This is a genomic window from Cupriavidus sp. 05L310 (assembly GCF_056398185.1).
In genome coordinates this window covers 132,510-157,884 of record NZ_JBFTOX010000005.1, presented here as the reverse complement: position 1 = coordinate 157,884, position 25,375 = coordinate 132,510, and the positions used below count along the sequence as shown (strand labels likewise).

The window sequence follows — 25,375 nt, the reverse complement described above, 5'->3', positions numbered from 1 at the left end:
ATGAAACCCGAACAAATCCTCGACATCGGCGCCAGCCTGCACCACGCGCTGTCCACGCGGCAGGCCGTCGCGCCGCTGACCGGGAGCTACCCCGAGCTGTCCATCGATGATGCCTACCGCATCCAGCTCGCCATGGTGCAGCACCGACTGGACGCCGGCGAGCACGTGATCGGCAAGAAGATCGGCGTGACCAGCCGGGTGGTGATGGACATGCTCGATGTGCGCCAGCCGGACTTCGGGCACCTGCTGTCCGGCATGGTCTACGCCGATGGCGCGGCCATTGCCGCCGATACGCTGATCGCGCCCAAGGCCGAAGGCGAGATCGCCTTCGTGCTCAAGGAAGACCTGGAAGGCCCGGGCGTGACCAATGCCGATGTGCTGCGCGCCACCGCCTACGTGCTGCCGTGCTTCGAGATCGTCGACTCGCGCATCCGCGACTGGAAGATCCGCATCCAGGACACGGTGGCGGACAACGCGTCCTCGGGCGTATTCGTGCTGGGCGATGCGGCGGTGGACCCGCGCGGCCTCGATCTCGGCACGGTCGGCATGACGCTGGAGAAGAACGGCGAGATCGTCGCCACCGGCGCGGGCGCCGCCGCGCTCGGCCATCCGGCCAACGCCGTGGCGTGGCTGGCCAATACGCTGGGCCGCCTCGGCATCAGGCTGAAGAAGGGCGAGGTAATCCTGTCCGGCTCGCTCGCCGCGATGGTGCCGGTCAAGGCCGGCGACCAGCTTCGCATCAGCCTGGGCGGCATCGGCTCGGCCGGTGTGCGCTTCATTTGAACGGACCCCAGATCTGGATAAGCAGCCCGGGACATCGCCATGAAACTCACCCAAGACATCATCCAGCAGCTCGCCGAGCACCTGGAAAACGCCGAGCTCAATCGTGAGCCCGTGCGCAAGATCACCGACACCCATCCCGACATGGACTGGGATGACGCCTATGCCATCCAGGACGCGATCCGGGCACGCAAGGAAGCGCGCGGCACCCGCATCGCCGGCCTCAAGATGGGGCTGACCTCCTTCGCCAAGATGCGCCAGATGGGCGTGACCGAACCGGTCTACGGCTTCCTGACCGACTACGGCGCCTGCATGGACGGCGGCGCCATCGATACCGCATCGCTGATCCATCCCAAGGTGGAAGCCGAGATCGCCTTCGTCCTCAAGCATCCGCTCAAGGGGCCGGGTTGCCATATCGGCGACGTGCTGGCCGCCACCGATTTCGTGCTGCCCGCGGTGGAGGTGATCGACTCGCGCTACGAGAACTTCCGTTTCGACTTGAAGAGCGTGATCGCGGACAACACTTCGTCGGCCCGCTTCGTGGCGGGCGGCACGCATTGCAGCGCGCAAGGCATCGACCTGAAGAACCTCGGCGTGGTGCTGGAGAAGAACGGCGAAGTGGTCGCCACGGCGGCCGGCGCGGCGGTGCTGGGCCATCCGGCCAGCAGCGTGGCCATGCTGGCGAACATGCTCGGTGCGCGTGGGCGCGAGCTGCCGGCGGGCGTCTTCATCATGACCGGCGGCGTGACCGAGGCCATCGCGGTGGCGGCCGGTGACAACATCACGGTGCGCTACCAGCATCTCGGCGCTGTATCGATGCGCTTCGTCTGATGCGCCAGGCCAGCGTGATGGTGGCGCTGTACGATATTGCCCACTCAACCCACACAGCAGGAGAAGAGCCATGCCCATCATGCAAGTGTTTCTGATCGAAGGCCGGACCGAAGAACAAAAGGCCCGCCTGATCAGCGCGCTGACGGACGCCGCCGTGGAATCGATCGGTGCGCCGATCGAGAGCGTGCGCGTGATGATCACCGAGGTGCCCAAGACGCAGTTTGGCATCGCGGGCAAGACAGCGAAGGAACTCGGCCGCTGAGGGAGCGGCATACGGAATGCCTGGCGGCACTGGACTGCCCGGGCACGGAGACAACATGGACATGAAAGCAGGCGCCGGCGGCAGCCATCCGCCCGGCAAGCACAAGGTAGCCATCATCGGTTCGGGCAACATCGGCACGGACCTGATGATCAAGGTAATGCGCCACGGCCGGCATCTGGAGATGGGTGCCATGGTCGGCATCGACGCCGCGTCGGACGGCCTGGCCCGGGCCGCGCGGCTGGGCGTGCCCACCACGGCCGAGGGCATCGAAGGCCTGGTGAGGATGGACGGATTCGGCGAGATCCGCATCGCCTTCGATGCCACCTCTGCCGGCGCGCATTCGCACCACAACAAGATCCTGCAGCAGCACGGCATCCAGGTGATCGACCTGACCCCGGCCGCGATCGGGCCTTACGTTGTGCCGGTGGTCAACCTGGACCAGCAGCTCGGCGCCAGCAATATCAATATGGTCACCTGCGGCGGCCAGGCCACCATCCCGATGGTGGCGGCGGTATCGCGCGTGGCGAAGGTGCACTATGCCGAGATCGTCGCGTCCATCTCCAGCAGGTCGGCCGGGCCGGGCACGCGCGCCAATATCGATGAGTTCACCGAGACCACCAGCCAGGCGATCTGCTCGGTAGGCGGCGCGGCGCGCGGCAAGGCCATCATTGTGCTGAACCCGGCGGAGCCGCCGCTGATGATGCGCGACACGGTGTTTACGCTATCCGAGAACGCCGACGAAGCGGCGATGGAAGCCAGCGTGGAAGCCATGGCGAAGGCGGTGCAGGCCTATGTGCCCGGCTACCGGCTCAAGCAGCGCGTGCAGTTCGAGCGCATCGATCCGTCCGCGCCGTTGAACATCCCGGGGCTGGGGCCGATGAGCGGGCTAAAGACATCGATTTTCCTCGAAGTGGAAGGCGCCGCCCACTACCTGCCCGCTTATGCCGGCAACCTCGACATCATGACCAGCGCCGCGCTCGCCTGCGCCGAGCGCCTGGCGGAAACCCGGCTGGCCGCGTAAGCGGCGGGCGCACGGAGACAACACATGACCCAGCAAGCCACGCAGAAGAAACTCTATATCTCGGATGTCACGCTGCGCGACGGCAGCCACGCCATCCGCCACCAGTACAGCCTGGACGACGTGCGCCGCATCGCGGCGGCGCTGGACGCGGCCAGGGTGGATTCGATCGAAGTCGCGCACGGCGATGGCCTGGCCGGCTCCAGCTTCAACTACGGCTTCGGCGCGCATACCGATCTCGAATGGATCGCCGCCGCGGCCGAAACGGTACGCCATGCAAAGGTCGCCACCCTGCTGCTGCCCGGCGTGGGCACCGTGCACGACCTGCGCGCCGCGTACGACGCCGGCGCGCGCGTGGTGCGGGTTGCCACGCACTGTACCGAGGCCGATGTCTCGCGCCAGCATATCGAGTACGCGCGCGAACTCGGCATGGACACGGTGGGCTTCCTGATGATGAGCCACATGACCACGCCCGCCGCGCTGGCGCAGCAAGCCAGGTTGATGGAAAGCTATGGCGCGCAGACTGTCTATGTGGTGGATTCCGGCGGCGCGCTCAATATGAACGACGTGCGCGACCGCTTCCGCGCCTTCAAGGATGTGCTCAAGCCGGAAACCCAGACCGGCATGCACGCGCACCACAACCTGAGCCTGGGCGTGGCCAACTCCATCGTCGCCGTGGAGGAGGGGTGCGACCGCGTCGACGCCAGCCTGGCCGGCATGGGCGCGGGCGCCGGCAACGCGCCGCTGGAGGTATTCATCGCCGCGGCGAGCAGGCTGGGCTGGCACCATGGCTGCGACCTCTACACGCTGATGGATGCCGCCGACGAGATCGTGCGCCCGCTGCAGGACCGCCCGGTGCGGGTGGATCGCGAGACGCTGGCGCTGGGCTATGCCGGCGTCTATTCCAGCTTCCTGCGCCATGCCGAGGCCGCGGCCGCGCGTTATGCGCTGAAGACCGTCGACATCCTGGTGGAACTGGGCAAGCGCCGCATGGTGGGCGGCCAGGAAGACATGATCGTCGATGTGGCGCTGGATCTGGTGGCGCGGCGCGAGGCGGGAGCAACGCGGATCGCGGCGTAAGGCAGGGCGCCCGCGTCGGGCGCGGGCGCCGCTTCCCTCAAGCCTGCGCCGGTTCCTCCTCCACCCTCGTCATCCGCCGTATCGCCTGCGGCGGCTGCCCGAATGCCCGCAGGAACGCCCGCCGCATCCGCTCGCGATCGCCGAAACCGGTCTCGCGCGCCACCACGTCGACCGGGTGCCGGCCGGACTCCATCATCAGCCGCGCGGCTTCGATGCGCAGGTGTTCCACCGCCTTGGCCGGGGTTTGCCCGGTCTCCTCGCGGAAGGCGCGGCTGAACTGGCGGGGGCTGAGGTTCGCGGCGTTGGCCAGTTGCTCGACCGACAAGCCTTCATGCAGGTTTTGCCGGGCAAAGGCGAGGGCGGACTGGATGCGATCGGATTTGGGTTCGAGTTCCAGCAGCGCGGAGAACTGCGATTGCCCGCCGGCGCGGCGGTGATAGACCACGAGCTTGCGCGCCACCTGGCGCGCGATCACGGCGCCGGCATCCTTCTCGACCAGCGCGAGCGCCAGGTCGATGCAGGCGGTCATGCCTGCCGAGGTCCACACCGGCCCGTCGATGATGAAAATGCGGTCTTCCTCCACGCTGACCCCGGGATAGGCACGCCGCAACCGGGCCGCATAGAACCAGTGGGTGGTGGCGCGGCGGCCGTCGAGCAGGCCCGCTTCGGCAAGGTTGAACGCGCCGGTGCAGGTGGCGCAGACGCGCCGGGTGGAAGTTGCCGCTTGCCGGAGGAACGCCACCAGGCCCGGCGACGCGGGCTGGATATCGTTGTCGCCGACTACCAGCAGGGTATCGAACGCCTCATCGCCGAATGGCTCGGTAGTAACCGAAAAGCCGGCCGAGGTGGCTACCGGGCCGCCATGCTCGGACAGCAGGCGGACGTCGTAGAGGGCCTTGCCGGCGGTGCGGTTGGCGAACTCCAGGACCGTGGTGACGCCCAGGTTCATGACCTGGAACCCAGGATAAAGGACGATTCCGATACGTAGCATGGCGAATCCCGACGATGGCGGAAAAGGTGGCATCTATGACATTGATGCCACTGGATTATGCACCTAATCTTCGTTCCGTGAGGGCCGGCATGGGGCCGGCAGCAGCATCGGAGAACGAACATGGCAGCAACCACAGCAACCACAGCAACCACGCTGCATCGCGGCACGGCCTTGATTACCGGGGCATCCTCGGGGATCGGCGCCGTCTACGCGGACCGGCTTGCCCGGCGCGGCTACGACCTGATCCTGGTCGCACGCAACCGCGAACGGCTCGCCAGGCTGGCCGGCCGCCTGACCAGCGAGACCGGGCGCTCCGTCGAGGTCGTGACCGCGGACCTTGGCGCGGACGCCGACGTCGGCCGCCTTGAGACGCTGCTGCGCACCGACGCCAGCATCACATTGCTGGTCAACAATGCGGGCATTGGCGCCGCCGGTCCGTTGCTCGAGTCAGATGCCGCCAAGATGCAGGCGATGATTGCACTCAATGTCACGGCGCTGACCCGGCTGACCTACGCCGCCGCGCATGGACTCGTGGCCCGCGGCAGGGGGACGATCATCAACATTGCGTCGATCGTGGCGGTGGCGCCCGAGTTGCTCAACGGCGTGTACGGCGGATCAAAGGCCTTTGTGCTGGCCTTTACGCAGTCGCTCCAGCACGAGCTGGCGGACAAGGGGGTGCGGGTGCAGGCTGTGCTGCCCGGCGCGATCCGCACGGAGTTTTGGGATGTGGCCGGGAAGCCGGTGGAGAGCCTGCCGCAAGGGTGGGTGATGAGCGCGGACGACCTGGTCGACGCGGCCCTGTCCGGGCTGGACCAGGGCGAAGTGGTGACGCTGCCGTCTCTGCCGGACGCGGCCGACTGGGACGCCTTCGAGGCCGCCCGCGCGGCGCTGGGGCCGAACCTGTCGCGCAGCGTGCCGGCGGCGCGCTTCAAGGTGGCTGCGGCAAGCTGAGGCTGACGGTGGCCGGGACGCAAGCTTCAGTGGCTGGCGTCCCGAAAGCTCAGGCGCGCCGCCACACCGGGGACTCCGCCACCACCACCTTGCGCGGCAGGATCTTCTGGCTGGTGAAGGCATCCGCAATGCGCTGCTGCTCGTCGAGCGATGCCGCGTCCACGGTCTGCACCTGGTAGGTCCGGCGGCGGTTGGCGGCTTCCACGGTGGGTGCGTCCAGGCCAATCAGCGGTGCTTGCCATTGCGCGGCGACGGCGGGGTTTTGCTTGATCCATTCGCCGGCGCGGCGCAGCTCATCGTAGACCACCGCCAGCACGTCCGCATGCCGCTGCGCATAGGGCGTGGCGGCCAGGTAGAAGCGCCGGTAACTCGACAGGCCCTTGCCGTCGCGCAGGATGCGGGCGTTGGCCTGGCGTTGCACGGCTGCCAGGAAAGGGTCCCAGATCACCCAGGCCGCCACGCTCCCGCGCTCGAAGGCGGCGCGCGCGTCGGCCGGGCTCAGGTAGGCGGGCTCGATGTCGCGGATCGACAGGCCCGCGCTGGCCAGGGCTTCGAGCAGCAGGTAATGCGCGCCCGCCCCCTTGGCAAAAGCGATGCGCTGGCCCTTGAGCTGCGCGATTTCCCTGATCGGCGAATCCTGCCGCACCACGATCGCCTGCGCCTCGGGCGAGGGCGTCTCGATGGCGTAGTAGGTCAGGTTGGCGCCGGCAGCGAGCGCGAAGGGCGGCACCGCGTCGGCCACGTCGGCGCTCAGGTCGAGATTGCCGATATTGAGCGACTCCAGCAGCGGCAGCCCGGAGGTGAATTCATACCATTGCACCGACGCGCCCAGTGGCGCCAGTGCCTTCTCCAGCGTCTCGCGCGATTTCAGCAGGATCATCAGCGTGGACGATTTCTGGAAGCCGATGTGTAGCGTGTGTTTTTGCGCCTGCGCCTGCGCGCGCGCGGGCAAGGCCAGGCCGAATGTCGCTGCGGTGCCCGCGGTGGCCAGGCTGCCCACCACGATTTGCCGGCGCCGCCTGTCGAATGCCCTTGTCAACTTTGTCATTGTCGCTCTCCCCGTGTGTTCCGCCGACTCCATCATCAGCACAAGAGCGTAGGGCATGGCACGGGGGCGGGGAACGAAGAATGCCGCAGTTGCTTATGCGGGGAGGTGTGGATAAGCCGGCGCCGGTGCGTGCCGATGTGCATGATGGCGCGTCAAAGAAAGGTCCAATGAATATCGGCTGGGTCGAGTGCGTTAGACTTCATCAAGCTCGACGCTGTGATTCTGATATCTACTAGGTCCTTTCGCAGAGAATCCCATATGAAACCGACCAAAGCATGTCCTGTCGTGCTGAGAACAGCGCAGAACCGCCTTGAGATCCTGGCATTTGAGCACCCCCTGGCCGGTCTACAGATTATCAAGGGCACTATCGAGGCCGAAGAACATCCCGCGGATGCCGCCGTCCGCGAACTGTGCGAAGAGTCTGGTGTAAATGGAGTGGCTACGGTCGACTTGGGCTTATGGCAATCCGGTTACGAACACCAGATATGGTCTCTGCACATCTGTGAGGCGACCCGTTCGCTACCGAACAATTGGGTGCATCACGCAAAGGACGATGGCGGTCATGACTTCAGATTTTTTTGGCATCCGTTAGGTCACGCTCCATCGGATCGGTGGCATTGGCTGTTCAGAAATGCACTCTCGACCATTGAAATGCGACTCGCAGAGCTTGTATAGCATCGGACCAACTTCCGCTTAGCGTCGTTTTGAGACCCTCACCCCATCACGCAGATCGGCGAAGAGCCAAAAAAAAGAGCCCCGCATGGGGGCTCCCTGGCAGCGCCGCGCCATCGGTGCGCGGCCTGGCTTAGCGCTGGTACGCCGGAGGCAGGAAGCCGGCAAAACGCTGCTGCGTGGTGGCCTTGAACTCCGGCGACTGGTACGCGTCGCGGATGTCCTTGACGAACGGCTTGCCGGTGTCGGCGGTGCGCACGGCAACCAGGTTCATGTAGTAGTCGGGGATCTTCTCCAGGCTCAGCGCCTCGGTCAGCTTGAGGCCCGAGGACAACGCGAAGTTGCCGTTGACGAAGGCATAGTCCACGTCGTCGAGCGAGCGCGGCAGTTGCGCGGCTTCGAGCTGGATCAGCTTGAGCTTGTTCGGATTCCCTTCGATATCGCGCTCGCTGGCACGGATCGGGTCCGTGCCGGCCTTCAGCGTGATCCAGCCGATCTGCTGCAGCATGGCGATGGCGCGCGCCAGGTTGGACGGATCGTTGGGCAGCGACACCGAAGCGCCCGGCTTCACTTCCGTCAGCGACTTGTGCTTGCGGCTATAGATGCCGATCGGCGCGGTGGGCACCTGGATGACTTCGGACAGTTGCAGCTTGCGGTCGCCGGAGAACTTCTTCAGGTAGGCCACGTGCTGAAACGCGTTGGCGTCGATGGCGCCATCGGCCAGCGCCAGGTTGGGCTGCACGTAGTCGCTGAATTCAACGATGGTGACCTTGTAGCCCTTCTTTTCCAGCAGGGGCTTGATGCCGTAGCGGATCTGGTCGGAGTACGGACCGGCGGTGGCGCCGAAGCGGATTTCCTTCTTGTCCGGATCGGCCGCGCCGGCCGTCTGGATAACGCCAAGCGCGAGCACCGCGGCAATCAGTCGAATCCCGAAACCCATCTTCATCTAAAGCTCCCCTTATTGGATTATGTGCATCGTGGCGTGCCGGCGTGGCGCCAACAAGCAGGCCATTGTAGGGAAGTTGATACGTTCAAGGAACGAGTAAATGTGCATGGTCATATAACGCTGGTGCATAAGCAAGGATTGCGATTCCAGGCGCTTTGTACAGGCATCGGTTATTGCGCTGCGGAATATGCATATGGCAATTGCATCGTTGCGGGATAACCCGGATTGCGGCTAGTATTGAGACGTCTCCTCCGTTCCCCCCAAGGGAATTGGGTTTGCGCCCGCTTAACCTGCGGGCGTTTTTATTTGGGTCACTGCATGCACGGCGCCGGTTTTATTGAGGCGGCGGAAACGATGCTGCGCGACTGGGAGCAAGCGTCGTAGTCTCCGGAGTGACATCAGGACCAACGCGCGGAAACCGGACGGCAGAAAGCTAAAAGGCCGGTGGCACCATGCCACCGGCCTTTTTCGCCAGCGCCGCGCCGCGGCGCTACACACGCAGGACTCAGGCCGCAGCCAGCGCCCGCTCCAGGTCTTCCAGCAGATCGTCGATATGCTCGATGCCGATCGACAGCCGCACCATGTCTTCGCTGACACCGGCGGCCTTCAGTTCCGCCGCGTCGAGCTGACGGTGCGTGGTCGATGCCGGATGCGTTGCCAGCGACTTGGCGTCGCCGATGTTGACCAGGCGCGTGAACAGCTGCAACGCATCGAGGAAGCGTGCACCGGCTTCGCGGCCGCCGCTCTTCAGGCCAAACGACAAAATGCCCGGCCCGCGTCCGCCCAGGTAGCGTTGTACCAGCGCGTGGTCCGGGTGCTCGGGCAGGCCGGCGAAGTTGACCCATTCCACCTTCGGGCTGGCCTTCAGGTGACGCGCCACCGCCAGCGCGTTCTCGGTGATGCGGTCCAGCCGCAGCGCCAGCGTCTCGATGCCTTGCAGGATCAGGAAGGCATTGAACGGCGACAGCGCCGCGCCGGTATTGCGCAGCGGCACCACGCGCGCGCGGCCGATATAGGCGGCGGCGCCGAGCGCTTCGGTGTAGACCACGCCGTGGTAGGACACGTCGGGTTCGTTCAGGCGCTTGAAGCGTGCCTTGTGCTCGGCCCACGGGAACTTGCCGCTGTCGACGATGGCGCCGCCCACGCTGTTGCCATGGCCGCCCAGGTATTTGGTGAGCGAGTGCACGACGATGTCGGCGCCGTGTTCGAAGGGCCGGCACAGGTAGGGCGACGGCACGGTGTTGTCGACGATCAGCGGGATGCCGTGGTGGTGCGCCACCTTGGCAATGGCTTCGATGTCGACGATATTGCCCAGCGGATTTCCCACGGATTCGACGAAGATCGCCTTGGTGCGCGCGTCCACCAGGTCGCCGAAGGCGGCGGGATTGCGGCCGTCGGCAAAGCGGGTCTCGATGCCGGACAGCGGCAGCGTGTGGGCAAACAGGTTGTAGGTGCCGCCGTAGAGCTGGCTGGCCGAGATGATGTTGTCGCCGGCCTCGGCGATGGTCTGGATGGCGTAGGTGATGGCCGCCATGCCGGACGCCAGCGCCAGCGCGCCCACGCCGCCCTCGAGCGCGGCCAGGCGCTGCTCAAGCACGTCGTTGGTGGGATTCATGATGCGGCTGTAGATATTGCCGGGCACCTTGAGGTCGAACAGGTCGGCGCCGTGCTGCGCGTTGTCGAACGCATAGGCCACGGTCTGGTAGATGGGCACGGCCACCGCACGGGTGGTCGGGTCCGGGGAGTAGCCGCCGTGAACGGCAATCGTCTCGATTTTCATGATGTCGTTGTCTTCTTGTTGGAATGATGGCGCTCAGGAGCAGGCATGGTAGCAGTCGTGGCTCCCGCATGTCACCGTGGCGGACCGTGGCCGGGGCCGCCGCGGATCCGCTCAGTGGCTGGCCAGCGGGAAGCTTGCCTGCCAGACGTTGTCCTTCACCTTGACGGCGGTGGGGATCAGTTTTTGCTCATGGAACAGGTCGGCCACCTGCTGCTGGACGGCGACCACCTCCGGCGTTACCGGCGTGGCGCCGTACGGCACGCGCTTGAGCCAGGCTTCGACCACCTGTATGTCCAGGCCCACGGCGGGCGCCAGCAGGGCGGCGGTCTCGCCGGGGTTCTTCACCACCCACAGCCCGGTCGTGCGCAGTTGCTCCAGGATGGCGTTGACGATCTGCGGCTGCGCCTTGACGAAGCCGTTGGCGGCTTCATAGAAGTTGAAGGGCGAGGGCACGCCTTCGTAGTCGGCGATAGTGCGCACCTTCAGCGCCTTTTGCGCCAGCGCGTAGTACGGGTCCCAGACCACCCACGCGTCCACGTTGCCGCTCTCGAAGGCGGCGCGCGCATCGGCCGGCGGCAGGTAGATGGGCTGGATGTCTTGCAGGCTGAGGCCATGCTTCTTCAGCAACTGCACCAGCAGGTAGTTGGAGCTGGAGCCCTTCTGCAGGGCGATGCGCTTGCCCCTGAGATCGGCCACGGAGCGGATGGAGGATTTCTCCGGCACGAACAGCGCCTCGTTGGTCTTGCCACCGGGCTCGGCGCCGACGTAGACGAAGTTGGCGCGCGCGGCCTGGGCGAAGACAGCCGGCGGTGCGCCGGTGTAGCCAAAATCGATGCCGCCGGCGTTGAGCGCTTCGAGCAGTTGCGGGCCGGCGGGGAATTCCTTCCACTCCACCTTGAAGCCGAGCGGGGCGAGCTTTTTCTCCAGCGAGCCCTGGGCCTTTAGCACGGCAAGCAGGCCGGCCTTCTGGTAGCCCACGCGCACGGCCAGGTCGGCGGCATGGCCGGCGGCGGACCAGGACAGCGCGGCGATAGCCAGGGCGCGGCCCGCGAAGGGCAGCCAGCGGCGGAAAGGATGCATTGCGATTTCTCCGGGAAGGGTCTTGGTTTGTCTGCGGCCCTATGGTTGCGAAATCGCGCGGGGAGGGGAACGAAGCTTATTGCATTTGAATAGAACGGCGCCGGGTGATACCCATGAATGTGATCGATGTCACGCTCCGCGTGTGATGGCGCCCCTTCCTGGATTGGTGCAGCTGCTTTCAAGGGTGCGCACCCCTGCGACACCTTGCCGCAGGCAAAATTATCCTGAACTAGTGCGGAGTTGAACGTGGGATGGGCGGAGAAGTTGCATTGTCCGATTTGCTGAACAGTGTGTTCTAGCTCACGGGTTTACCCTCAATGCTGCGATGCGGTAGATTTCGCGCCACGATGTCAGACGTACCGCGACCCTCACCTGAATACCCTGTTTGCCCGCCGGGCGAACATACCGGGCGTCGCCGTGCCGACATCCTCCTGTGTGGACCACCGCAGTCCCACAATGATCCGTCCCACAAGGACCAAGCCAGCCTGCCCCTGATCGGTGCGTCGCCTGGCACACAGGGCGCTTGACCCGGATCTGACCCAGTTTCCCCCAGCCTTAAGCCTGCCGCTTGCTCCCGCATCCGGCAGCAAAACCGCGCCGCGCCGTCGCTGCCGTGGCCAACTCAACCAGTCGTGACATGAAGATACCCAAACTTCCGCGTTGGACGCGGTTACTGCCTTGCGCCGCCCTGCTGCTGGCCGGATGCAACATGACCGTGCTAGATCCGAAGGGCCAGATTGGCGCCGACGTCAAAAACATCATCCTGATCGCGACCTGGCTGATGCTGCTGGTCGTGATTCCGGTGATCGTCCTGGTCTTTACCTTCGCCTGGAAGTACCGCGCCAGCAATAAGTCGGCCCGCTACGAGCCGGACTGGTCGCACTCCACCGGTATCGAAGTGGTGGTGTGGCTGATTCCCTGCCTGATCATCCTGGTGCTGGGCATCATCACGTGGAAGTCCTCTCACGACCTGGACCCTTACAAGCCCATCGAATCCAACGTCAAGCCCGTCACCATCGAGGCCGTGGCGATGAACTGGAAGTGGCTGTTCATTTATCCGGAACTGGGTATCGCCACGGTCAACGAGATCGCGTTCCCGGTCAACACGCCGGTGAACTTCAAGATCACGTCCGATTCGATCATGAACTCCTTCTTCATCCCGCAACTGGGCAGCCAGGTGTACGCCATGGCGGGCATGGAGACCAAGCTGCACCTGATCGCCAACGAGAACGGCATCTTTGACGGCATGTCGGCCAACTACAGCGGCGGCGGCTTCTCCGGCATGAAGTTCAAGGCCAAGGCGGTCTCCAACTACGACTTCGAACAATGGGTCAAGCAGGTCCGCGCTTCGTCGAACCAGCTGACCCTGGCCGACTACAGCGAACTGGCCAAGCCCAGCGAGGCGAATCCCGTGGCGCTCTACGCCAAGGTCGATCCGCAGCTGTACCACGGCATCCTGCACAAGTACATGGACGGCGCAGGCGGCGCGATCGCCGGTAACGGCACGTCGTTCGGTCCTGTCTGCACCTCGCGCAACACCCTTGGCGTGAGCCAGGTGTCCATGGCCGCGCCCGCTACGCCGGCGCCGGGCTCGAATTCCTAGGAGTTAAGATGTTTGGCAAATTGAGTTTGGATGCCATCCCGTTCCACGAGCCCATCATCATGGGCACGTTGTCGATGGTGGCATTGGGTGGGGTGGCGCTATGCGCGCTGATCACCTATTTCGGCAAGTGGAAGTGGTTGTGGAACGACTGGTTCACCTCGGTCGACCATAAGAAGATCGGCATCATGTACACCGTGGTTGCGCTGATCATGCTGCTGCGCGGCTTTGCCGACGCCATCATGATGCGTACCCAGCTGGCCCTGTCCACCAACGGCGCCACCGGCATTTTGCCGCCCGAGCACTACGACCAGATCTTCACCGCCCACGGCGTGATCATGATCTTCTTCGTGGCGATGCCGCTGATGACGGGCCTGATGAACCTGGTGGTGCCGCTGCAGATCGGCGCGCGCGACGTGGCTTTCCCGTTCCTCAACACGCTGAGCTTCTGGCTGTTCGTGGCCGGCGCCATGCTGGTCAACGTCTCCCTGGGCGTTGGCGAGTTCGCGCGTACCGGCTGGCTGGCCTACCCGCCGCTGTCCGGGATTGCGTACAGCCCCGGGGTGGGGGTGGACTACTACCTCTGGAGCTTGCAGATCTCGGGTCTCGGCACCTTGCTGACCGGCGTCAACTTCCTGGTGACCATCCTCAAGATGCGCGCGCCGGGCATGACCCTGATGCGCATGCCGGTGTTCACCTGGACCGCCCTGTGCACCAACGTGCTGATCATCGCCGCTTTCCCGGTGCTGACCGTCACGCTGGGCCTGCTGGGCCTGGACCGCTATCTCGGTATGCACTTCTTTACCAATGAGATGGGCGGCAACGCCATGATGTACGTGAACCTGATCTGGATCTGGGGCCACCCCGAGGTGTACATCCTGATCCTGCCGGCGTTCGGCATCTTCTCGGAAATCATCTCGACGTTCTCGGGCAAGAAGCTGTTCGGCTACAAGGGCATGGTCTACGCGACCAGCGCCATCATGGTGCTGTCGTTCCTGGTCTGGCTGCACCACTTCTTCACGATGGGTTCGGGCGCCAACGTCAACGCGTTCTTCGGCATCACCACGATGATCATCTCCATCCCGACCGGGGTGAAGATCTTCAACTGGCTGTTCACCATGTACCGCGGCCGCGTGCAGATGACCACGCCCGTGCTGTGGACGCTGGGCTTCATGGTCACCTTCGTGATCGGCGGCATGACCGGCGTGCTGATGGCAGTGCCGGCGGCTGACTTCGTGCTGCACAACAGCCTGTTCCTGATCGCCCACTTCCACAACGTGATCATCGGCGGCGTGCTGTTCGGCTACCTGGCCGGCATTACCTACTGGTTCCCCAAGGCGTTCGGCTTCAAGCTTGACGAAGGCCTGGGCAAGTGCGCGTTCTGGTGCTGGATCATCGGCTTCTACCTGGCCTTCATGCCGCTGTACGCGCTGGGCTTCATGGGCATGACCCGCCGTCTGAACCATACCGACAACCCGGCGTGGAACCCGTACCTGTACGTGGCCGTGGTGGGTGCGCTGTTTGTCGGCCTCGGCATCGTGTTCCAGGTCCTGCAGATCGTTGTCAGCGTGCGCCGCCGCAACGAACTGCGCGACGTCACCGGCGATCCCTGGGGTGGCCGTACCCTGGAGTGGGCAACTTCGTCGCCGCCGCCGTTCTACAACTTCGCGCACACCCCGGTGGTGCGTGACCTCGACGCCTTCGCCGACATGAAGGCACGCGGCGAGCTGCCGCAGATGCAGGCGCACTACGAGCAGATCCACATGCCGAAGAACACCGGCGCTGGCTTCTACATCGGTGCCTTCAGCCTGGCGCTCGGCTTCGCCCTGACCTGGCATATCTGGTGGCTGGCGGCGGTTGGCCTGGTGGGCATGATCGTCAGCTTCATCTTCCGCAGCAACGACGACCATATCGACTACTACGTGCCCGCACGTGAAGTCGAGGCGGTTGAGTCGAGCCATTTCCAGCGCATCGCGTCACAGGCCTGAATCGAATCATGACGACTGAAGCTCTACATCGTTATCCCGCGCATGCCGCCGACGCGGCGCATGCCCACTCGCACGACCACGCCCATCACGACACCAGTGCCAACACGGTGTTCGGTTTCTGGGTGTACCTGATGAGCGACTGCATCATCTTCGCCGGACTGTTCGCCGCTTTCGCGGTGCTGCGCGGCGAAGTGGCGGGCGGCCCCTCGGGCAAGGAACTGTTCGAACTGAACTACGTCCTGGTCGAGACCTTCCTGCTGTTGTTCAGCAGCCTGACCTCCGGCATGGCGATGATCGCGCTGCACAACGGCCAGCGCGCCCGCCTGCAGTTCTGGCTCGGCGTGACCTTCCTGCTGGGCGTGGCGTTCATCGGCATGGAAATCAACGAGTTCCATCACATGATCGCCGAAGGCGCGGGTCCGGAACGCAGCGCGTTCCTGTCCTCCTTCTTCACGCTGGTGGGCACCCACGGCCTGCACGTGGCCAGCGGCCTGCTGTGGATGGCCGTGCTGATGTGGCAGATATCCCGCAAGGGCCTGACCGCCACCATGACCAAGCGCCTGGCCTGCTTCGCGCTGTTCTGGCACTTTCTGGACATCGTCTGGATCGGCGTGTTCACCGTGGTCTACCTGATGGGAGCGATGTAATGGAACACAGCAACGTTTCTACCGCCGGCGCGCACGACGCGCATCGCACCACGTCCGCCGGCGCCAGCCACGGCAGCGTCAAGTCCTATGTGATCGGCTTCGTGCTGGCGGTGATCCTGACCGTCATCCCGTTCAAGCTGGTGATGGGCGGCACGCTGGAAGCCTCCACCACGCTGGCCGTGATCCTGGGCCTGGCCGTGGTGCAGATCGTTGTGCACCTGGTCTACTTCCTGCATCTGGACAGCTCCTCGGAGCAGCGCTGGAACGTGATGGCGCTGGCCTTCACCGCGCTGATCCTGCTGATCGTGGTGGCGGGCTCGCTGTGGATCATGCACAACATGAACAGCAATATGATGGTGCACTGAGCGATCTACGCATCAGCGCTGACAAAGGCGGCCTCCGGGCCGCCTTTGTCGTTTTGCGCCCGGCATGGGCGCGATCCTGGCGGGACGGTCCTGAATTGACCTATGCTGGTTGAGTGCGAAGGACAGCAGCAAGAATTGGCGAGCGCCGTTACCGCCAGCATTCTTGAGAGGAGGGATGCGCCATGAAGGAATCATCCATCAAGGTGGGCGTCATCACGGACCAGACGGGGCCGCTCTCGTTCGCGGGAATCGCCAATGCAAACGTGGCCAGGATGGTGATCGATGACATCAACGCAACGGGTGGCTTGCTGGGGCGGCAAATAGATCTGTACCTTGAGGACAGCGCGACCACGGACAGCGTAGCGGAAGCCAAAGCTGCCAAGCTCATCCGGCAGGATCAGGTCGATGTGCTCTTCGGTGGCATTTACAGCTCCACGCGGCAGGCGATCAAGGGTCCTGCCGTAGTGAATGGCAAGAAGCTCTACATTTACCCGGAGCAATACGAGGGACAGGAATGTGACCCGCTGATCTTCTGCACAGGCCCGGTGCCAGCGCAGCAGGTTGAGCCTCTCATACCCTGGCTGATGCAGCAAACGGGGGCGAGGAAATTCTACCTGCCGTCAGCGGACTATATCTGGCCGCGCACGATGAACAAGAAGGTCCGTCAGGTTGTCACGGCCCACGGCGGCTCGATTGCCGGAGAGGAGTACTTTCCCCTCGATCACGCCGACTATGGCAAGACAATCGACCTGATCGCGTCCACTGGCGCAGAGGTGGTATTCAATACCATCGTCCCTCCCGGGCTCACGCCGTTCCTCGAGCAGCTCTACCGCTCCGGTTTCACGCAGCGAGGCGGATACATAGTCTGCACGTATTTCGACGAGAATTTCCTGAACCTGGTGCCGGCCGCGCATGTGGAGGGCCTGTACAGTTGCCTCGACTACTACCAGAACGTCAGCGATGCCTTCAGCAAGACACTGATCGATCAGTACGACAAGCGCTATCCGGGCACTGCCAGGTTCACTGCCGGCAGCGCGTGTTCGGGCATGTACCGGGGCCTGAGGCTCTGGGAGGCTGCGGTCAAGGAGGCGGGCTCGCTAAAGCAGGAGGATGTCATCAAGGCGCTAGACCACGCAAGGATTGCTGAAGGGCCCGGTGGTCCGGCTGAAATGGTGCCCGGTCAGCATCACGTTCGCATGAACATGTACATTGCACAGGCAAGCAACGGCAGCTTCAGGATTGTCAAAAGCCTGGGGGTTGTCGATCCGAAGGAGTGCATGCAAGGCATCAGCTAGGCAATGCAAAGTGGCCGGGCGCGAACCGCCCGGCGCGGACCCGCATGCCGTTGCCTTAGGCCGCCGCGCTTGCCGGGGCAGCGTGATTAGCCGGCTCGCCGTGCCTGGGCGCCCCCGACTTCACCGCCACGCTCCGCCTCCCATCCACGCTGACCGGTACATCGCCCGCTATGGTCACGCGGCGCACTACGCGGTGCGCGTCGCCGTAGTCGTTGATCGCATAGTGCTGCGTCGCGCGGTTATCCCAGATCGCCACGTCGTTCGCGCGCCAGCGCCAGCGCACGGTGTTTTCCAGGCGATGCACGTGATCCTGCAGCACGGAAACCAGATGCTGCGAATCGGACGACGAGTAGCCCAGCAGCTTCCTGACGAAATGCCCCAGCACCAGCGTGCGCTCGCCGGTCTCCGGATGCACGCGCACCACCGGGTGCTCGGTTTCGTAGATGGCGGAAGTGAACACTTCGCGATAGCGCTTGATGGCCTCGGTGCTGGCCGTATTGCGGGTGGCCGCGTAATCGTAGTCGTTGGTGTGGAGCGCCCAGAGCCGGTCGGCCAGTTCGCGCAATGCCTCCGGCAGATCCAGGTAGGCCGTCGCCGTATTGGCCCACACGGTGTCGCCGCCGGCCTCCGGAATGACCACGCCACGCAGCACGGAGACCTGCGGGTAGGCCAGGTCGAATGTCACATCGGTATGCCAGGAGTTGGCACGGCCGCCGTGCCCGGAATCGAGTTCGAGCAGGAACCGCGTGCCGTCGCGCGAGGGCACGGTAGGGTGGGGCACCGGTGTGCCGAACAGGCTGGCGAAGCCTTCCTGCGCGGCATCGTCGAGGTGGTCCTGGCCGCGGAAAAACAGCACCTTGTGGCGCAACAGCGCGGCGCGCACGGCGCCGAAGGTGGAGGCATCGAGGTCCGGCGCCAGCTTTAGCCCGCGGATCTCGGCGCCGATGCGCCCCGCTACCGGGTGGATGTCTAGCGTGACTTGGGCTGCGGTTTGCTGCTGGGTCATCTGGGATTCTCCTGTGGGTGGCAATAAAGGGCGCGATCAGGGGAGCAATATAGGGTGCGATTCAGATCGCGAACCGGATATGCGGCGGCAACCCGCCGCCGGCGTCGGGATCCGGCAGGCGCCGGATGGGCGCTTCGGCCAGGTCGGCCGGGCGCCCGGTGAATTCCTGCAGCACATCGTCCTTGACCCGCGCGAAGGACAGCGCCGCGCGGTCGCGCGGATGCGCCATCGGCACCGGCAGGATGCGGCGGATGCGGCCGGGGCGCGGCTCCATCACCACCACGCGGTCGCCCAGGTAGATGGCTTCCTCCACATCGTGCGTGACCAGGATCATGGTGATGCCCTCGGCCTGCCAGATGCGGTGCAGCTCCTGTTGCAGGTAGGCGCGGGTCAGCGCATCGAGCGCGCCGAAGGGTTCGTCCAGCAGCAGGATCTCCGGGCGCGTGACCAGCGCGCGGGCGATGGCCACGCGCTGCGACATGCCGCCGGAGAGCTGGTGCGGAAACGCGGTCTCGAAGCCGGCCAGCCCGACCAGCCCGATATGCTCGCGCACGGTGCGGCGTTTCCCGGCCTCGGTCAGGTCGGCGTTGAGCAGCGCCATGCGGATGTTCTGCTCCACCGTCAGCCAGGGAAACAGCCGGTGCTCCTGGAACACGATGCCGCGGTCCAGGCTGGTGCCGGCCACGCGCTTGCCGTCGAGCAGGATCTCGCCTTTGTAGTCCTCCTCCAGCCCCACCACCAGCCGCAGCAGCGTGGATTTGCCGCAGCCGCTGGCGCCGACGATGCTGACGAACTCGCCGGGCGCGATCGAGAGGGTGATGTCTTCCAGTACGGGCAAGGGCTCGCCCTTGACTTCATATTGCTTGCGCAGGTGCTCGATGCTGAGCGTGCCGGCATGGGCCATGAGCGGGTTTCTCCAGTGAGTTGTTGGGAGAGCCGGCGATTCAGAACGCGGCGACGGAGCGGCCGCGCCATGCCAGCAGGCGGCTTTCGATACGGCTGGCGATCCAGTTCAGCGTGAAGCCGACCAGCCCGACCACGATCACGCCGAAGATCACCAGGTCCATCCAGAAATTCTCGCGGCCATCGGTCATGGTATTGCCGATGCCTTTGCCGGAGACCAGCATGTACTCGGCGCCGAGCGTGGCCAGCCATGCGTAGATCAGGGCCAGGTGGATGCCGGCAAAGATCGACGGCGAGGCCGACGGCAGCACCACGCGCAGCAGCACCTGCCAGCGCGAGTACTTCAGCACGCGGGCCACTTCCAGCAGGTCCGCGGGCACGCCGCGGATGCCTTCGAAGGTATTGAGCACCACGGGGAAGAACGCCGCCAGCGACAGGAACACCACCTTGGCGGTGTCGCCCAGGCCGAACCACACCGAGATCAGCGGAATCCACGCAAACAGCGAGATCTGCTTGATGGTGTGGAAGGTCGGGCCGAACAATTGCTCGAACAGCCGCGACAGCCCCAGCGCGGTGCCGAACACCAGGCCCACGCTGGCGCCGAGCGCGAAGCCCGCCAGGTCGCGCCACAGGCTGGCGGAGAGCGCCACGAAGAGGGCGCCGCTGCGCACCTGCTGCACCGCCGTGTCCCAGACCTTGGAAACCGGCACCAGCAGCGGCGAGGTGCTCCAGCCGAAACGCACCGCGGCCCACCAGAGGACGATCAGCGCGACCGGCAGGACCCAGCCGCGCAGCGCGCGAGGCATGCGCACGGCACGTGCGCTGGCGGATCGGGTGGTTGGCGTCGTGATTGCATTGGCCATCCTGGCCTCCTTGTATTGCAGCGATCAAAGGCCCGGCTTGCGCCAGCGCAGCACCGCGCGCTCGGCCAGCGCCAGCACCTTGTCCAGCGCGAACCCGACCGCGCCCACCACGATCACCGCGGCGATCACCATATCGAGCTGGAACAGTTGCCTGCCATAAACGATCATGTAGCCGAGCCCTTCGGATGATGCGAGCAGCTCCACCACCACCAGCGCCAGCCAGGCGTGCGTCAGCCCATAGCGGATGCCATTCCAGACCGGCGCGGCCGCGGCGGGAAACACCACCCGCGACAGCAGTTGCCAGCGCGTGAACTTCAGCACCCGCGCCACTTCGATATAGCGCGTGGGCACGTTCTGGATGCCCTTGTACGTATTGAGCGCGATCGGCACCAGCGAGGCCTTGGCGATCAGGATGATCTTGAGCGCTTCGTCGATGCCTACCAGCAGCATCAGCAGCGGCAGCCAGCCCAGCACGGGCACCTGGCTGAAGGCCTTGAAGGTGGGATAGACGTAATCGCGGAAGCCGGGCGACAGGCCCATCGCCACGCCCAGCGCCAGCCCGCCGGCCAGGCCCAGGGCAAAGCCGCCCGCCACCCGCAGCGCGCTGACGGCCAGGTTGGCCTGCAGCTCGCCGCTCTGGTACAGCTCGGCGAGCGTGTGCCAGACCGCGTCGGGCGCGGGCAGGACCTGCGGCGGGATCCATGCGAAGCGTGCCGCCACGTACCAGGCCAGCAGCAGCGCCAGCGGCACCGGCCAGGCCAGCAGCCAGGCGGCGTGATGCAGGCCGGGGCGCCAGTGGCGGTGCGCCTTGCCGCCGTGCTCGGGCGCTGGCCCGGCTGAAACAGGCCGGGGCAGCGCAAGGGAATCGTCGGCGGCCATCGCGTCAGGCTCCGAGAATCTTGCCGTTCGGCTGGTAGACCGGCCAGTAGCTCTGCAGGCTCAGGTCGTTCAGCGCGTTCTTGAGGAAGCTCGTATCGATCCACTGGTCGACATCGAACCTGGCGCGCGACAGGCGCAGGCGGTAGGCCTGCTCGGTGGCGTCCTTGTAGCGGCTGACCAGGAAGGGGTCGAAGTTCGGGTTCAGCCGCACGCGCAGCGGTTCGCCTTCATAGTCCTCCTTCCAGTGCTCGTAAGGCGTGCCGGCGCGCGCCCAGGTGCGCAGCACGTCTTCGCGGTTCTTCTCGTCGGAGGCCCAGCGCGCGGCCTGCACCGCCGCCTTGACGAGTTGCTGGGTGGCTTCCGGATACTTGCTGGCGAAGGCGTCGGTCACCAGCACATGGCTCTGGCGCGTGTAGATCGGCGACTGGCTCTTGCTGGAGTAAAGGATGCGCACCGCGCCCTTGTCGCGCAGGCGCAGGATGTCCATGGCGCCGATGGCGCCGTCGATATCGCGTGTTGTCAGCGCGGCCAGGTAGCCGGCGGTGTCCAGGTTCAGCAGCCGCAGGTCTTTTTCGGCGAGGCCATTGGCCTCAAGCAGGCGCAATGCCGGCAGATGCATATTGGTGCCCTTGAACAGCGACACGCGCTTGCCGCGCAGGTCCGACACCGTCTTGAGCGGGGAGTCGGGCGGCACGCCGATATAGATATTGGTGCGCACGCCCGTGGCCAGCACCAGCCGCGTCTTGAGGCCGGCGGCGCGCGCCACGATGGCGGGCAGGTCGCCCTGCATGGCGAAGTCGAGCTGGTTGGTGCTGATGGCCTCGTTCACCGCCGGGCCCGCGCCTTTGAAGAAGAACCATTCGATACGCGTGCCCGAGGGCTTGAACGCTTCCTCCAGCCATCCGCGCGCATGGGCGATGGCCATCGAACTACCCGCGAAGCTCGGCGGCGTGCCGGTGGCCGGCTGCGCCACGCCAATGCGGATCACGTCGGGCCTGGCGGCGCCGCTGGCGCTGAATGCGCTCAGCGGGCTGGCGGAAGCGGCGGCACCCAGGCTGGATACGGCAAGGCGTTTGAGAAGGGTTCGTCGCGTGATTGCCATCTTGGCTGTATCCCTGTGCAAAGCGGTGAAGAGTGAATCGACGGCTCTCAAGATACGCGGTGCTGCCGGCGCGGCAGAAGGAATGTTTTTGGCTTTGGTTATGGGCTGCGCGCATATGCGCCGCAGGTGGCAATGTTTGCGCGGCCACGCATAAGGGCATGCGTTTTCCTTCGTTCCGCGAAGCAGCGGGGTGGCATAGAGTGCGCCATTTTCGAACCGTGACCTTGGCGAGCCCATGACGAACAAGAACGAGAAGAACGCGCAGCCGCAATCCGGCCGGCGCCGTTTCCTGCGCCAGGGTGCAGGACTGGGCGGCGTGGCGCTTGGCGCCGGTGCCCTCGCGGCGGCTGCGCCAGCCACGGCGCGTGCCGAAGCGCTGACGGTGCCGCCGTGGACGCGCGCGCCCGGCGAGCCGGTGCTGTGGCGCGCCTACGGCCAGCCCGCTGAGTTCGAGAAGAACGTGATCCGGCGCAACCGGGGCGCCGCGCCGATGCCCGGCGCCAACTCATCGATGACGCCGCTGCAAGACCTGCACGGCATCATCACGCCCACGGGCCTGGTATTCGAGCGCCACCACGCCGGCATCCCGCTGATCGATCCTGCCCTGCACCGGCTGGCCGTGCATGGGCTGGTGGATCGTCCGCGCATCTTCACCATGGACGACCTGGTGCGGCTGCCATCGGTGTCGCGCATTCACTTTCTCGAATGCTCCGGCAATACCGGGCGCGAATGGCGCGCGCCGAGCGCCACTTCGGTACAGATCAGCCACGGCTTGCTGTCGTGCTGCGAGTGGACCGGCGTGCCGCTCTCCGTCGTGCTGGAAGAGGTGGGCGTGCAGCCGGAAGCGGCCTGGGTGCTGGCGGAGGGAGCCGATTCCGCGGCGATGACGCGCAGCGTGCCGATGGCCAAGGCGCTGGAGGATGCGCTGCTCGTCTACGCGCAGAACGGCGAGATGCTGCGGCCCGAGCACGGCTATCCGCTGCGGCTGTTCCTGCCGGGCTTTGAAGGCAATATGAGCATCAAGTGGCTGCGCCGCCTCAAGCTCGGGCGCGAGCCGTTCATGACGCGCGAGGAAACCGCGAAGTACACCGACTCGCTGCCCGACGGTAGCGCGCGCCAGTTCACCTTCCTGATGGACGTGAAATCGGTGATCACGTTTCCCGCGCCGGATCACGTGCTGCGCGACAGGGGCTTCCATGAAATCTCCGGGCTCGCGTGGTCCGGCCATGGCCGCATCCGGCGCGTGGACGTATCCGTGGACGGCGGCCGCAGCTGGCGCGAGGCAAAGCTGCAGGATCCCGTGCTCGACCGTGCGCTCACGCGCTTCCGGCTGTCGTGGCGCTGGGATGGCGGCCCCGCGGTGCTGCAAAGCCGCGCCATCGACGAGGCCGGCAATGTGCAGCCCTTGCCGGATCAACTGGTGGCCGCGCGCGGCTACGAGTCCACTTATCACTACAACGCCATCCAGGCATGGCGCGTGGGCGCCGACGGGAGGATTGCCAATGCGCGCGCCTGACACTCTCCGTAGATCCCTTGGTGCTGTCCTGCTGGCGATGGTCGCGGTGTGCCCGCGGGCACAGGCGCAGACCTATGGCCTGGGCCTGCTGGCCAGCGAGCGCGATCTCGCCGCATGGAATATCGACGTCACGCCCGATGGCGCCGGCCTGCCGCCGGGCAGTGGCAGCGTGGCGCGCGGCAAGCAGGTCTACGAAAACTTATGCGCCGCGTGCCACGGCATCAAGGGCGAAGGCAAACCGGCCGATGCGCTGGTGGGCGGGCAAGGGAGTCTGAAGAGCGCGCACGCGAATGGCAAGCCGCCGCTGAAGACCATCGGCAGTTTCTGGCCGTATGCGACCACGGTGTTCGATTTCATCAATCGCGCGATGCCTTACAACGCGCCGCAAAGCCTGAAAGCGGACGAGGTTTATGCGGTCACGGCCTACCTGCTGCATCTGAACGGCATTGTGCCCGCGGAGGCTGTGCTCGATGCGCGGACCCTACCGCAGGTGCGGATGCCGAACCGCGATGGCTTCGTTGCCGACGGCCGGCCCGATACCGCCAACGTGCCCTGCCGCAACGCCTGTGCGGCGCGACCCTGAGTCCAATGTAAAGACATGGATATGCGTTAAACGGATAAGCGGCAGCGATTTCATTCGTTGACCGCTGCAGGCCTGGAACTCTACAGTGCAAAGCTTGAGAACGAGCGGTGCAGGGCCCGGCTTTTGCCGGAAACGGCATCGCACCTGGATCCGATATCGGATCCGCACTTTAGGTCTTCCGTTTTAGGTCCCCCGCTTAAGAGCCTGTCATGACGATTGGAACCCACACGGCCTCATTCACGCTTGCTGCCGCCCCCGCCGTTTCAGCCGCTGCTTCCGGCAGCGCCGCTTTCGAGATCCGTCCGTTCGAGGCGCCGCTCGGCGCGGAGATCATCGGCCTGGACTTGTCCGAGCCGCTGTCCGCGGAAGACTTCGCGCGCATCCATCGCGCGCATCTCGACTATCACGTGGTGGTGTTCCGCGACCAGCGCATCACGCCGGAACAGCAGATCGCCTTCAGCCGCCGCTTCGGGCCGTTGCAGATCCATGTGCTGCATCAGTTCCAGCTCGCCGGTCATCCCGAGATACTGATCGTCTCCAATGTGCTCAAGGACGGCAAGCCGATCGGCCTGGGCGACGCCGGGCATTTCTGGCATTCCGATCTCTCGTACAAGGAAAAGCCCAGCCTGGGCTCGCTGCTGCATGCGCAGGAGCTTCCGGCCGAGGGCGGCGATACGCTGTTCGCCAACATGCACCTGGCCTGGGAGACGCTGCCCGCGCACCTGAAGAGCGCGGTGGAAGGGCGCAATGCCGAGCACACCTACCTGGCCAGGTACGCCGAGTTGCAGCAACGCAGCCCGTGGCGTCCCAACCTGACGCCCGAGCAGATCGCGCAGGTGGCGCCGGTGCTGCAGCCGGTGGTGCGCACGCATCCGGAGACCGGCCGCCGCGCGTTGTTCGTCAGCGAGCATTTCACCACGCGCATCGCCGGGCTGCCCGAGGATGAAAGCCGTGACCTGCTGGCGCAACTGTTCGCGCATAGCGTGAAGCCGGAACACGTCTATCGCCACGCATGGCAGGAGCACGACCTGGTGTTCTGGGACAACCGCTCGCTGCTGCACCTGGCCGCCGGCTGCCCGGAGTCGCTGCGCCGCGTGATGTATCGCACCACGATCGAGGGCGACCTGCCGGTCTGACCGGCACGCACGTCTGGATCATCCTGTCCCATACCGAATCCACCGAACCGAAT

The 25,375-nt window shown here is 65.3% G+C and carries 25 protein-coding genes; 15 read left to right on the top strand and 10 right to left on the bottom strand.

What is annotated here, in order from left to right; translation table 11 throughout:
* The 5 genes from dmpE to dmpG are packed head-to-tail and all read left to right on the top strand — an operon-like array spanning position 1 to position 3,971.
* Positions 1-783: a 2-oxopent-4-enoate hydratase gene (gene dmpE, locus AC1DS6_RS04965; protein ID WP_477102199.1), complete on the top strand. Its 783-nt coding sequence runs from the start codon at positions 1-3 to the stop codon at positions 781-783.
* 39 nt (positions 784-822) lie between these two features.
* Positions 823-1,611 (top strand): 2-oxo-3-hexenedioate decarboxylase, encoded by a 789-nt coding sequence (gene dmpH, locus AC1DS6_RS04960; protein WP_441629375.1) that lies wholly within the window; start codon positions 823-825, stop codon positions 1,609-1,611.
* The gene (locus AC1DS6_RS04955) at positions 1,553-1,873 is read left to right on the top strand and encodes a 2-hydroxymuconate tautomerase (protein ID WP_441629374.1); all 321 of its coding nucleotides are present in this window, start codon (positions 1,553-1,555) and stop codon (positions 1,871-1,873) included. Before dmpH ends, AC1DS6_RS04955 begins: the two co-directional genes overlap by 59 nt.
* 55 nt (positions 1,874-1,928) lie before the next feature.
* Complete coding sequence (locus tag AC1DS6_RS04950; RefSeq protein ID WP_441629373.1) at positions 1,929-2,894, top strand: acetaldehyde dehydrogenase (acetylating); 966 nt, start codon at positions 1,929-1,931, stop codon at positions 2,892-2,894.
* A 24-nt stretch (positions 2,895-2,918) separates the two neighbouring features.
* The gene (gene dmpG / locus AC1DS6_RS04945) at positions 2,919-3,971 is read left to right on the top strand and encodes a 4-hydroxy-2-oxovalerate aldolase (RefSeq protein WP_441629372.1); all 1,053 of its coding nucleotides are present in this window, start codon (positions 2,919-2,921) and stop codon (positions 3,969-3,971) included.
* A 37-nt stretch (positions 3,972-4,008) separates the two neighbouring features.
* Here the strand turns inward: dmpG and AC1DS6_RS04940 are convergent, their stop codons facing one another.
* On the bottom strand, positions 4,009-4,962 hold the full coding sequence (locus AC1DS6_RS04940; protein ID WP_441629371.1) for a GlxA family transcriptional regulator: 954 nt from the start codon (positions 4,960-4,962) through the stop codon (positions 4,009-4,011).
* Positions 4,963-5,082: 120 nt separating this feature from the next.
* Between AC1DS6_RS04940 and AC1DS6_RS04935 the strand changes: the two genes are divergently transcribed.
* Positions 5,083-5,913 carry an SDR family NAD(P)-dependent oxidoreductase gene (locus AC1DS6_RS04935; protein WP_477102198.1) on the top strand — a complete coding sequence of 277 codons (831 nt, stop codon included), beginning with the start codon at positions 5,083-5,085 and terminating at the stop codon, positions 5,911-5,913.
* 49 nt (positions 5,914-5,962) lie between these two features.
* On the opposite strand, the gene AC1DS6_RS04930 is transcribed toward AC1DS6_RS04935, so the two are convergent.
* Positions 5,963-6,961, bottom strand: coding sequence for an aliphatic sulfonate ABC transporter substrate-binding protein (locus tag AC1DS6_RS04930; RefSeq protein ID WP_477102197.1), 999 nt, complete (start codon positions 6,959-6,961; stop codon positions 5,963-5,965).
* A gap of 258 nt (positions 6,962-7,219) precedes the next feature.
* Here AC1DS6_RS04930 and AC1DS6_RS04925 point away from each other — a divergent pair, with 258 nt between their 5' ends.
* Complete coding sequence (locus AC1DS6_RS04925) at positions 7,220-7,636, top strand: NUDIX hydrolase (RefSeq protein ID WP_441629368.1); 417 nt, start codon at positions 7,220-7,222, stop codon at positions 7,634-7,636.
* 130 nt (positions 7,637-7,766) lie between these two features.
* Here the strand turns inward: AC1DS6_RS04925 and AC1DS6_RS04920 are convergent, their stop codons facing one another.
* The 3 genes from AC1DS6_RS04920 to AC1DS6_RS04910 form a co-directional block, all read right to left on the bottom strand.
* A complete protein-coding gene (locus tag AC1DS6_RS04920) occupies positions 7,767-8,579 on the bottom strand; it encodes a MetQ/NlpA family ABC transporter substrate-binding protein (RefSeq protein WP_441629367.1) in 813 nt (270 codons plus the stop codon).
* A 505-nt stretch (positions 8,580-9,084) separates the two neighbouring features.
* Positions 9,085-10,359, bottom strand: coding sequence for an O-acetylhomoserine aminocarboxypropyltransferase/cysteine synthase family protein (locus tag AC1DS6_RS04915; protein ID WP_477102196.1), 1,275 nt, complete (start codon positions 10,357-10,359; stop codon positions 9,085-9,087).
* Positions 10,360-10,470: 111 nt separating this feature from the next.
* Positions 10,471-11,439, bottom strand: a complete 969-nt coding sequence (locus AC1DS6_RS04910; RefSeq protein ID WP_441629366.1) for an aliphatic sulfonate ABC transporter substrate-binding protein — start codon at positions 11,437-11,439, stop codon at positions 10,471-10,473.
* Positions 11,440-12,076: 637 nt separating this feature from the next.
* On the opposite strand from AC1DS6_RS04910, the gene cyoA reads away from it, so the two are divergent.
* From cyoA to AC1DS6_RS04885, 5 genes are all read left to right on the top strand, one after another.
* A complete protein-coding gene (cyoA, locus tag AC1DS6_RS04905) occupies positions 12,077-13,042 on the top strand; it encodes a ubiquinol oxidase subunit II (protein WP_276288204.1) in 966 nt (321 codons plus the stop codon).
* 8 nt (positions 13,043-13,050) lie between these two features.
* Positions 13,051-15,027 carry a cytochrome o ubiquinol oxidase subunit I gene (cyoB, locus tag AC1DS6_RS04900; RefSeq protein WP_441629365.1) on the top strand — a complete coding sequence of 659 codons (1,977 nt, stop codon included), beginning with the start codon at positions 13,051-13,053 and terminating at the stop codon, positions 15,025-15,027.
* Positions 15,028-15,035: 8 nt separating this feature from the next.
* A complete protein-coding gene (gene cyoC, locus AC1DS6_RS04895) occupies positions 15,036-15,674 on the top strand; it encodes a cytochrome o ubiquinol oxidase subunit III (RefSeq protein ID WP_035866678.1) in 639 nt (212 codons plus the stop codon).
* Positions 15,674-16,039 carry a cytochrome o ubiquinol oxidase subunit IV gene (locus AC1DS6_RS04890; protein WP_477102195.1) on the top strand — a complete coding sequence of 122 codons (366 nt, stop codon included), beginning with the start codon at positions 15,674-15,676 and terminating at the stop codon, positions 16,037-16,039. The genes cyoC and AC1DS6_RS04890 overlap by 1 nt, the downstream gene beginning before the upstream one ends.
* 182 nt (positions 16,040-16,221) lie before the next feature.
* Positions 16,222-17,334, top strand: coding sequence for a substrate-binding protein (locus tag AC1DS6_RS04885; protein ID WP_441629364.1), 1,113 nt, complete (start codon positions 16,222-16,224; stop codon positions 17,332-17,334).
* Between the two features lie 55 nt (positions 17,335-17,389).
* Here AC1DS6_RS04885 and AC1DS6_RS04880 read toward each other — a convergent pair whose 3' ends face one another.
* The 5 genes from AC1DS6_RS04880 to AC1DS6_RS04860 all read right to left on the bottom strand — a co-directional run bounded on the left by AC1DS6_RS04880 (position 17,390) and on the right by AC1DS6_RS04860 (position 22,087).
* On the bottom strand, positions 17,390-18,340 hold the full coding sequence (locus AC1DS6_RS04880) for a TauD/TfdA dioxygenase family protein (protein ID WP_477102194.1): 951 nt from the start codon (positions 18,338-18,340) through the stop codon (positions 17,390-17,392).
* Between the two features lie 61 nt (positions 18,341-18,401).
* Positions 18,402-19,244 (bottom strand): ABC transporter ATP-binding protein, encoded by an 843-nt coding sequence (locus AC1DS6_RS04875; protein ID WP_477102193.1) that lies wholly within the window; start codon positions 19,242-19,244, stop codon positions 18,402-18,404.
* Between the two features lie 40 nt (positions 19,245-19,284).
* Positions 19,285-20,106, bottom strand: coding sequence for an ABC transporter permease (locus AC1DS6_RS04870; protein WP_441629361.1), 822 nt, complete (start codon positions 20,104-20,106; stop codon positions 19,285-19,287).
* 24 nt (positions 20,107-20,130) lie between these two features.
* Positions 20,131-20,985 (bottom strand): ABC transporter permease, encoded by an 855-nt coding sequence (locus AC1DS6_RS04865; RefSeq protein WP_477102192.1) that lies wholly within the window; start codon positions 20,983-20,985, stop codon positions 20,131-20,133.
* Positions 20,986-20,989: 4 nt separating this feature from the next.
* Positions 20,990-22,087: an ABC transporter substrate-binding protein gene (locus AC1DS6_RS04860; RefSeq protein WP_477102191.1), complete on the bottom strand. Its 1,098-nt coding sequence runs from the start codon at positions 22,085-22,087 to the stop codon at positions 20,990-20,992.
* A gap of 235 nt (positions 22,088-22,322) precedes the next feature.
* Between AC1DS6_RS04860 and soxC the strand changes: the two genes are divergently transcribed.
* The 3 genes from soxC (at position 22,323) to AC1DS6_RS04845 (ending at position 25,322) form a co-directional block, all read left to right on the top strand.
* Positions 22,323-23,603, top strand: coding sequence for a sulfite dehydrogenase (gene soxC / locus AC1DS6_RS04855; protein WP_477102190.1), 1,281 nt, complete (start codon positions 22,323-22,325; stop codon positions 23,601-23,603).
* A complete protein-coding gene (locus tag AC1DS6_RS04850) occupies positions 23,590-24,186 on the top strand; it encodes a c-type cytochrome (RefSeq protein ID WP_477102189.1) in 597 nt (198 codons plus the stop codon). The genes soxC and AC1DS6_RS04850 overlap by 14 nt, the downstream gene beginning before the upstream one ends.
* A gap of 209 nt (positions 24,187-24,395) precedes the next feature.
* Positions 24,396-25,322 carry a TauD/TfdA dioxygenase family protein gene (locus AC1DS6_RS04845; RefSeq protein ID WP_441629356.1) on the top strand — a complete coding sequence of 309 codons (927 nt, stop codon included), beginning with the start codon at positions 24,396-24,398 and terminating at the stop codon, positions 25,320-25,322.
* The last annotated feature ends 53 nt before the right edge of the window (positions 25,323-25,375 follow it).

Excerpts from the sequence above, each read along its gene's own strand:
- dmpE (WP_477102199.1), top strand. The coding sequence starts at position 1 with ATGAAACCCGAACAAATCCTCGACATCGGCGCCAGCCTGCACCACGCG.
- dmpH (WP_441629375.1), top strand. The coding sequence starts at position 823 with ATGAAACTCACCCAAGACATCATCCAGCAGCTCGCCGAGCACCTGGAA.
- AC1DS6_RS04950 (WP_441629373.1), top strand. The coding sequence starts at position 1,929 with ATGGACATGAAAGCAGGCGCCGGCGGCAGCCATCCGCCCGGCAAGCAC.
- dmpG (WP_441629372.1), top strand. The coding sequence starts at position 2,919 with ATGACCCAGCAAGCCACGCAGAAGAAACTCTATATCTCGGATGTCACG.
- AC1DS6_RS04940 (WP_441629371.1), bottom strand. The coding sequence starts at position 4,962 with ATGCTACGTATCGGAATCGTCCTTTATCCTGGGTTCCAGGTCATGAAC.
- AC1DS6_RS04935 (WP_477102198.1), top strand. The coding sequence starts at position 5,083 with ATGGCAGCAACCACAGCAACCACAGCAACCACGCTGCATCGCGGCACG.
- AC1DS6_RS04930 (WP_477102197.1), bottom strand. The coding sequence starts at position 6,961 with ATGACAAAGTTGACAAGGGCATTCGACAGGCGGCGCCGGCAAATCGTG.
- AC1DS6_RS04925 (WP_441629368.1), top strand. The coding sequence starts at position 7,220 with ATGAAACCGACCAAAGCATGTCCTGTCGTGCTGAGAACAGCGCAGAAC.
- AC1DS6_RS04920 (WP_441629367.1), bottom strand. The coding sequence starts at position 8,579 with ATGAAGATGGGTTTCGGGATTCGACTGATTGCCGCGGTGCTCGCGCTT.
- AC1DS6_RS04915 (WP_477102196.1), bottom strand. The coding sequence starts at position 10,359 with ATGAAAATCGAGACGATTGCCGTTCACGGCGGCTACTCCCCGGACCCG.
- AC1DS6_RS04910 (WP_441629366.1), bottom strand. The coding sequence starts at position 11,439 with ATGCATCCTTTCCGCCGCTGGCTGCCCTTCGCGGGCCGCGCCCTGGCT.
- cyoA (WP_276288204.1), top strand. The coding sequence starts at position 12,077 with ATGAAGATACCCAAACTTCCGCGTTGGACGCGGTTACTGCCTTGCGCC.
- cyoB (WP_441629365.1), top strand. The coding sequence starts at position 13,051 with ATGTTTGGCAAATTGAGTTTGGATGCCATCCCGTTCCACGAGCCCATC.
- cyoC (WP_035866678.1), top strand. The coding sequence starts at position 15,036 with ATGACGACTGAAGCTCTACATCGTTATCCCGCGCATGCCGCCGACGCG.
- AC1DS6_RS04890 (WP_477102195.1), top strand. The coding sequence starts at position 15,674 with ATGGAACACAGCAACGTTTCTACCGCCGGCGCGCACGACGCGCATCGC.
- AC1DS6_RS04885 (WP_441629364.1), top strand. The coding sequence starts at position 16,222 with ATGAAGGAATCATCCATCAAGGTGGGCGTCATCACGGACCAGACGGGG.
- AC1DS6_RS04880 (WP_477102194.1), bottom strand. The coding sequence starts at position 18,340 with ATGACCCAGCAGCAAACCGCAGCCCAAGTCACGCTAGACATCCACCCG.
- AC1DS6_RS04875 (WP_477102193.1), bottom strand. The coding sequence starts at position 19,244 with ATGGCCCATGCCGGCACGCTCAGCATCGAGCACCTGCGCAAGCAATAT.
- AC1DS6_RS04870 (WP_441629361.1), bottom strand. The coding sequence starts at position 20,106 with ATGGCCAATGCAATCACGACGCCAACCACCCGATCCGCCAGCGCACGT.
- AC1DS6_RS04865 (WP_477102192.1), bottom strand. The coding sequence starts at position 20,985 with ATGGCCGCCGACGATTCCCTTGCGCTGCCCCGGCCTGTTTCAGCCGGG.
- AC1DS6_RS04860 (WP_477102191.1), bottom strand. The coding sequence starts at position 22,087 with ATGGCAATCACGCGACGAACCCTTCTCAAACGCCTTGCCGTATCCAGC.
- soxC (WP_477102190.1), top strand. The coding sequence starts at position 22,323 with ATGACGAACAAGAACGAGAAGAACGCGCAGCCGCAATCCGGCCGGCGC.
- AC1DS6_RS04850 (WP_477102189.1), top strand. The coding sequence starts at position 23,590 with ATGCGCGCGCCTGACACTCTCCGTAGATCCCTTGGTGCTGTCCTGCTG.
- AC1DS6_RS04845 (WP_441629356.1), top strand. The coding sequence starts at position 24,396 with ATGACGATTGGAACCCACACGGCCTCATTCACGCTTGCTGCCGCCCCC.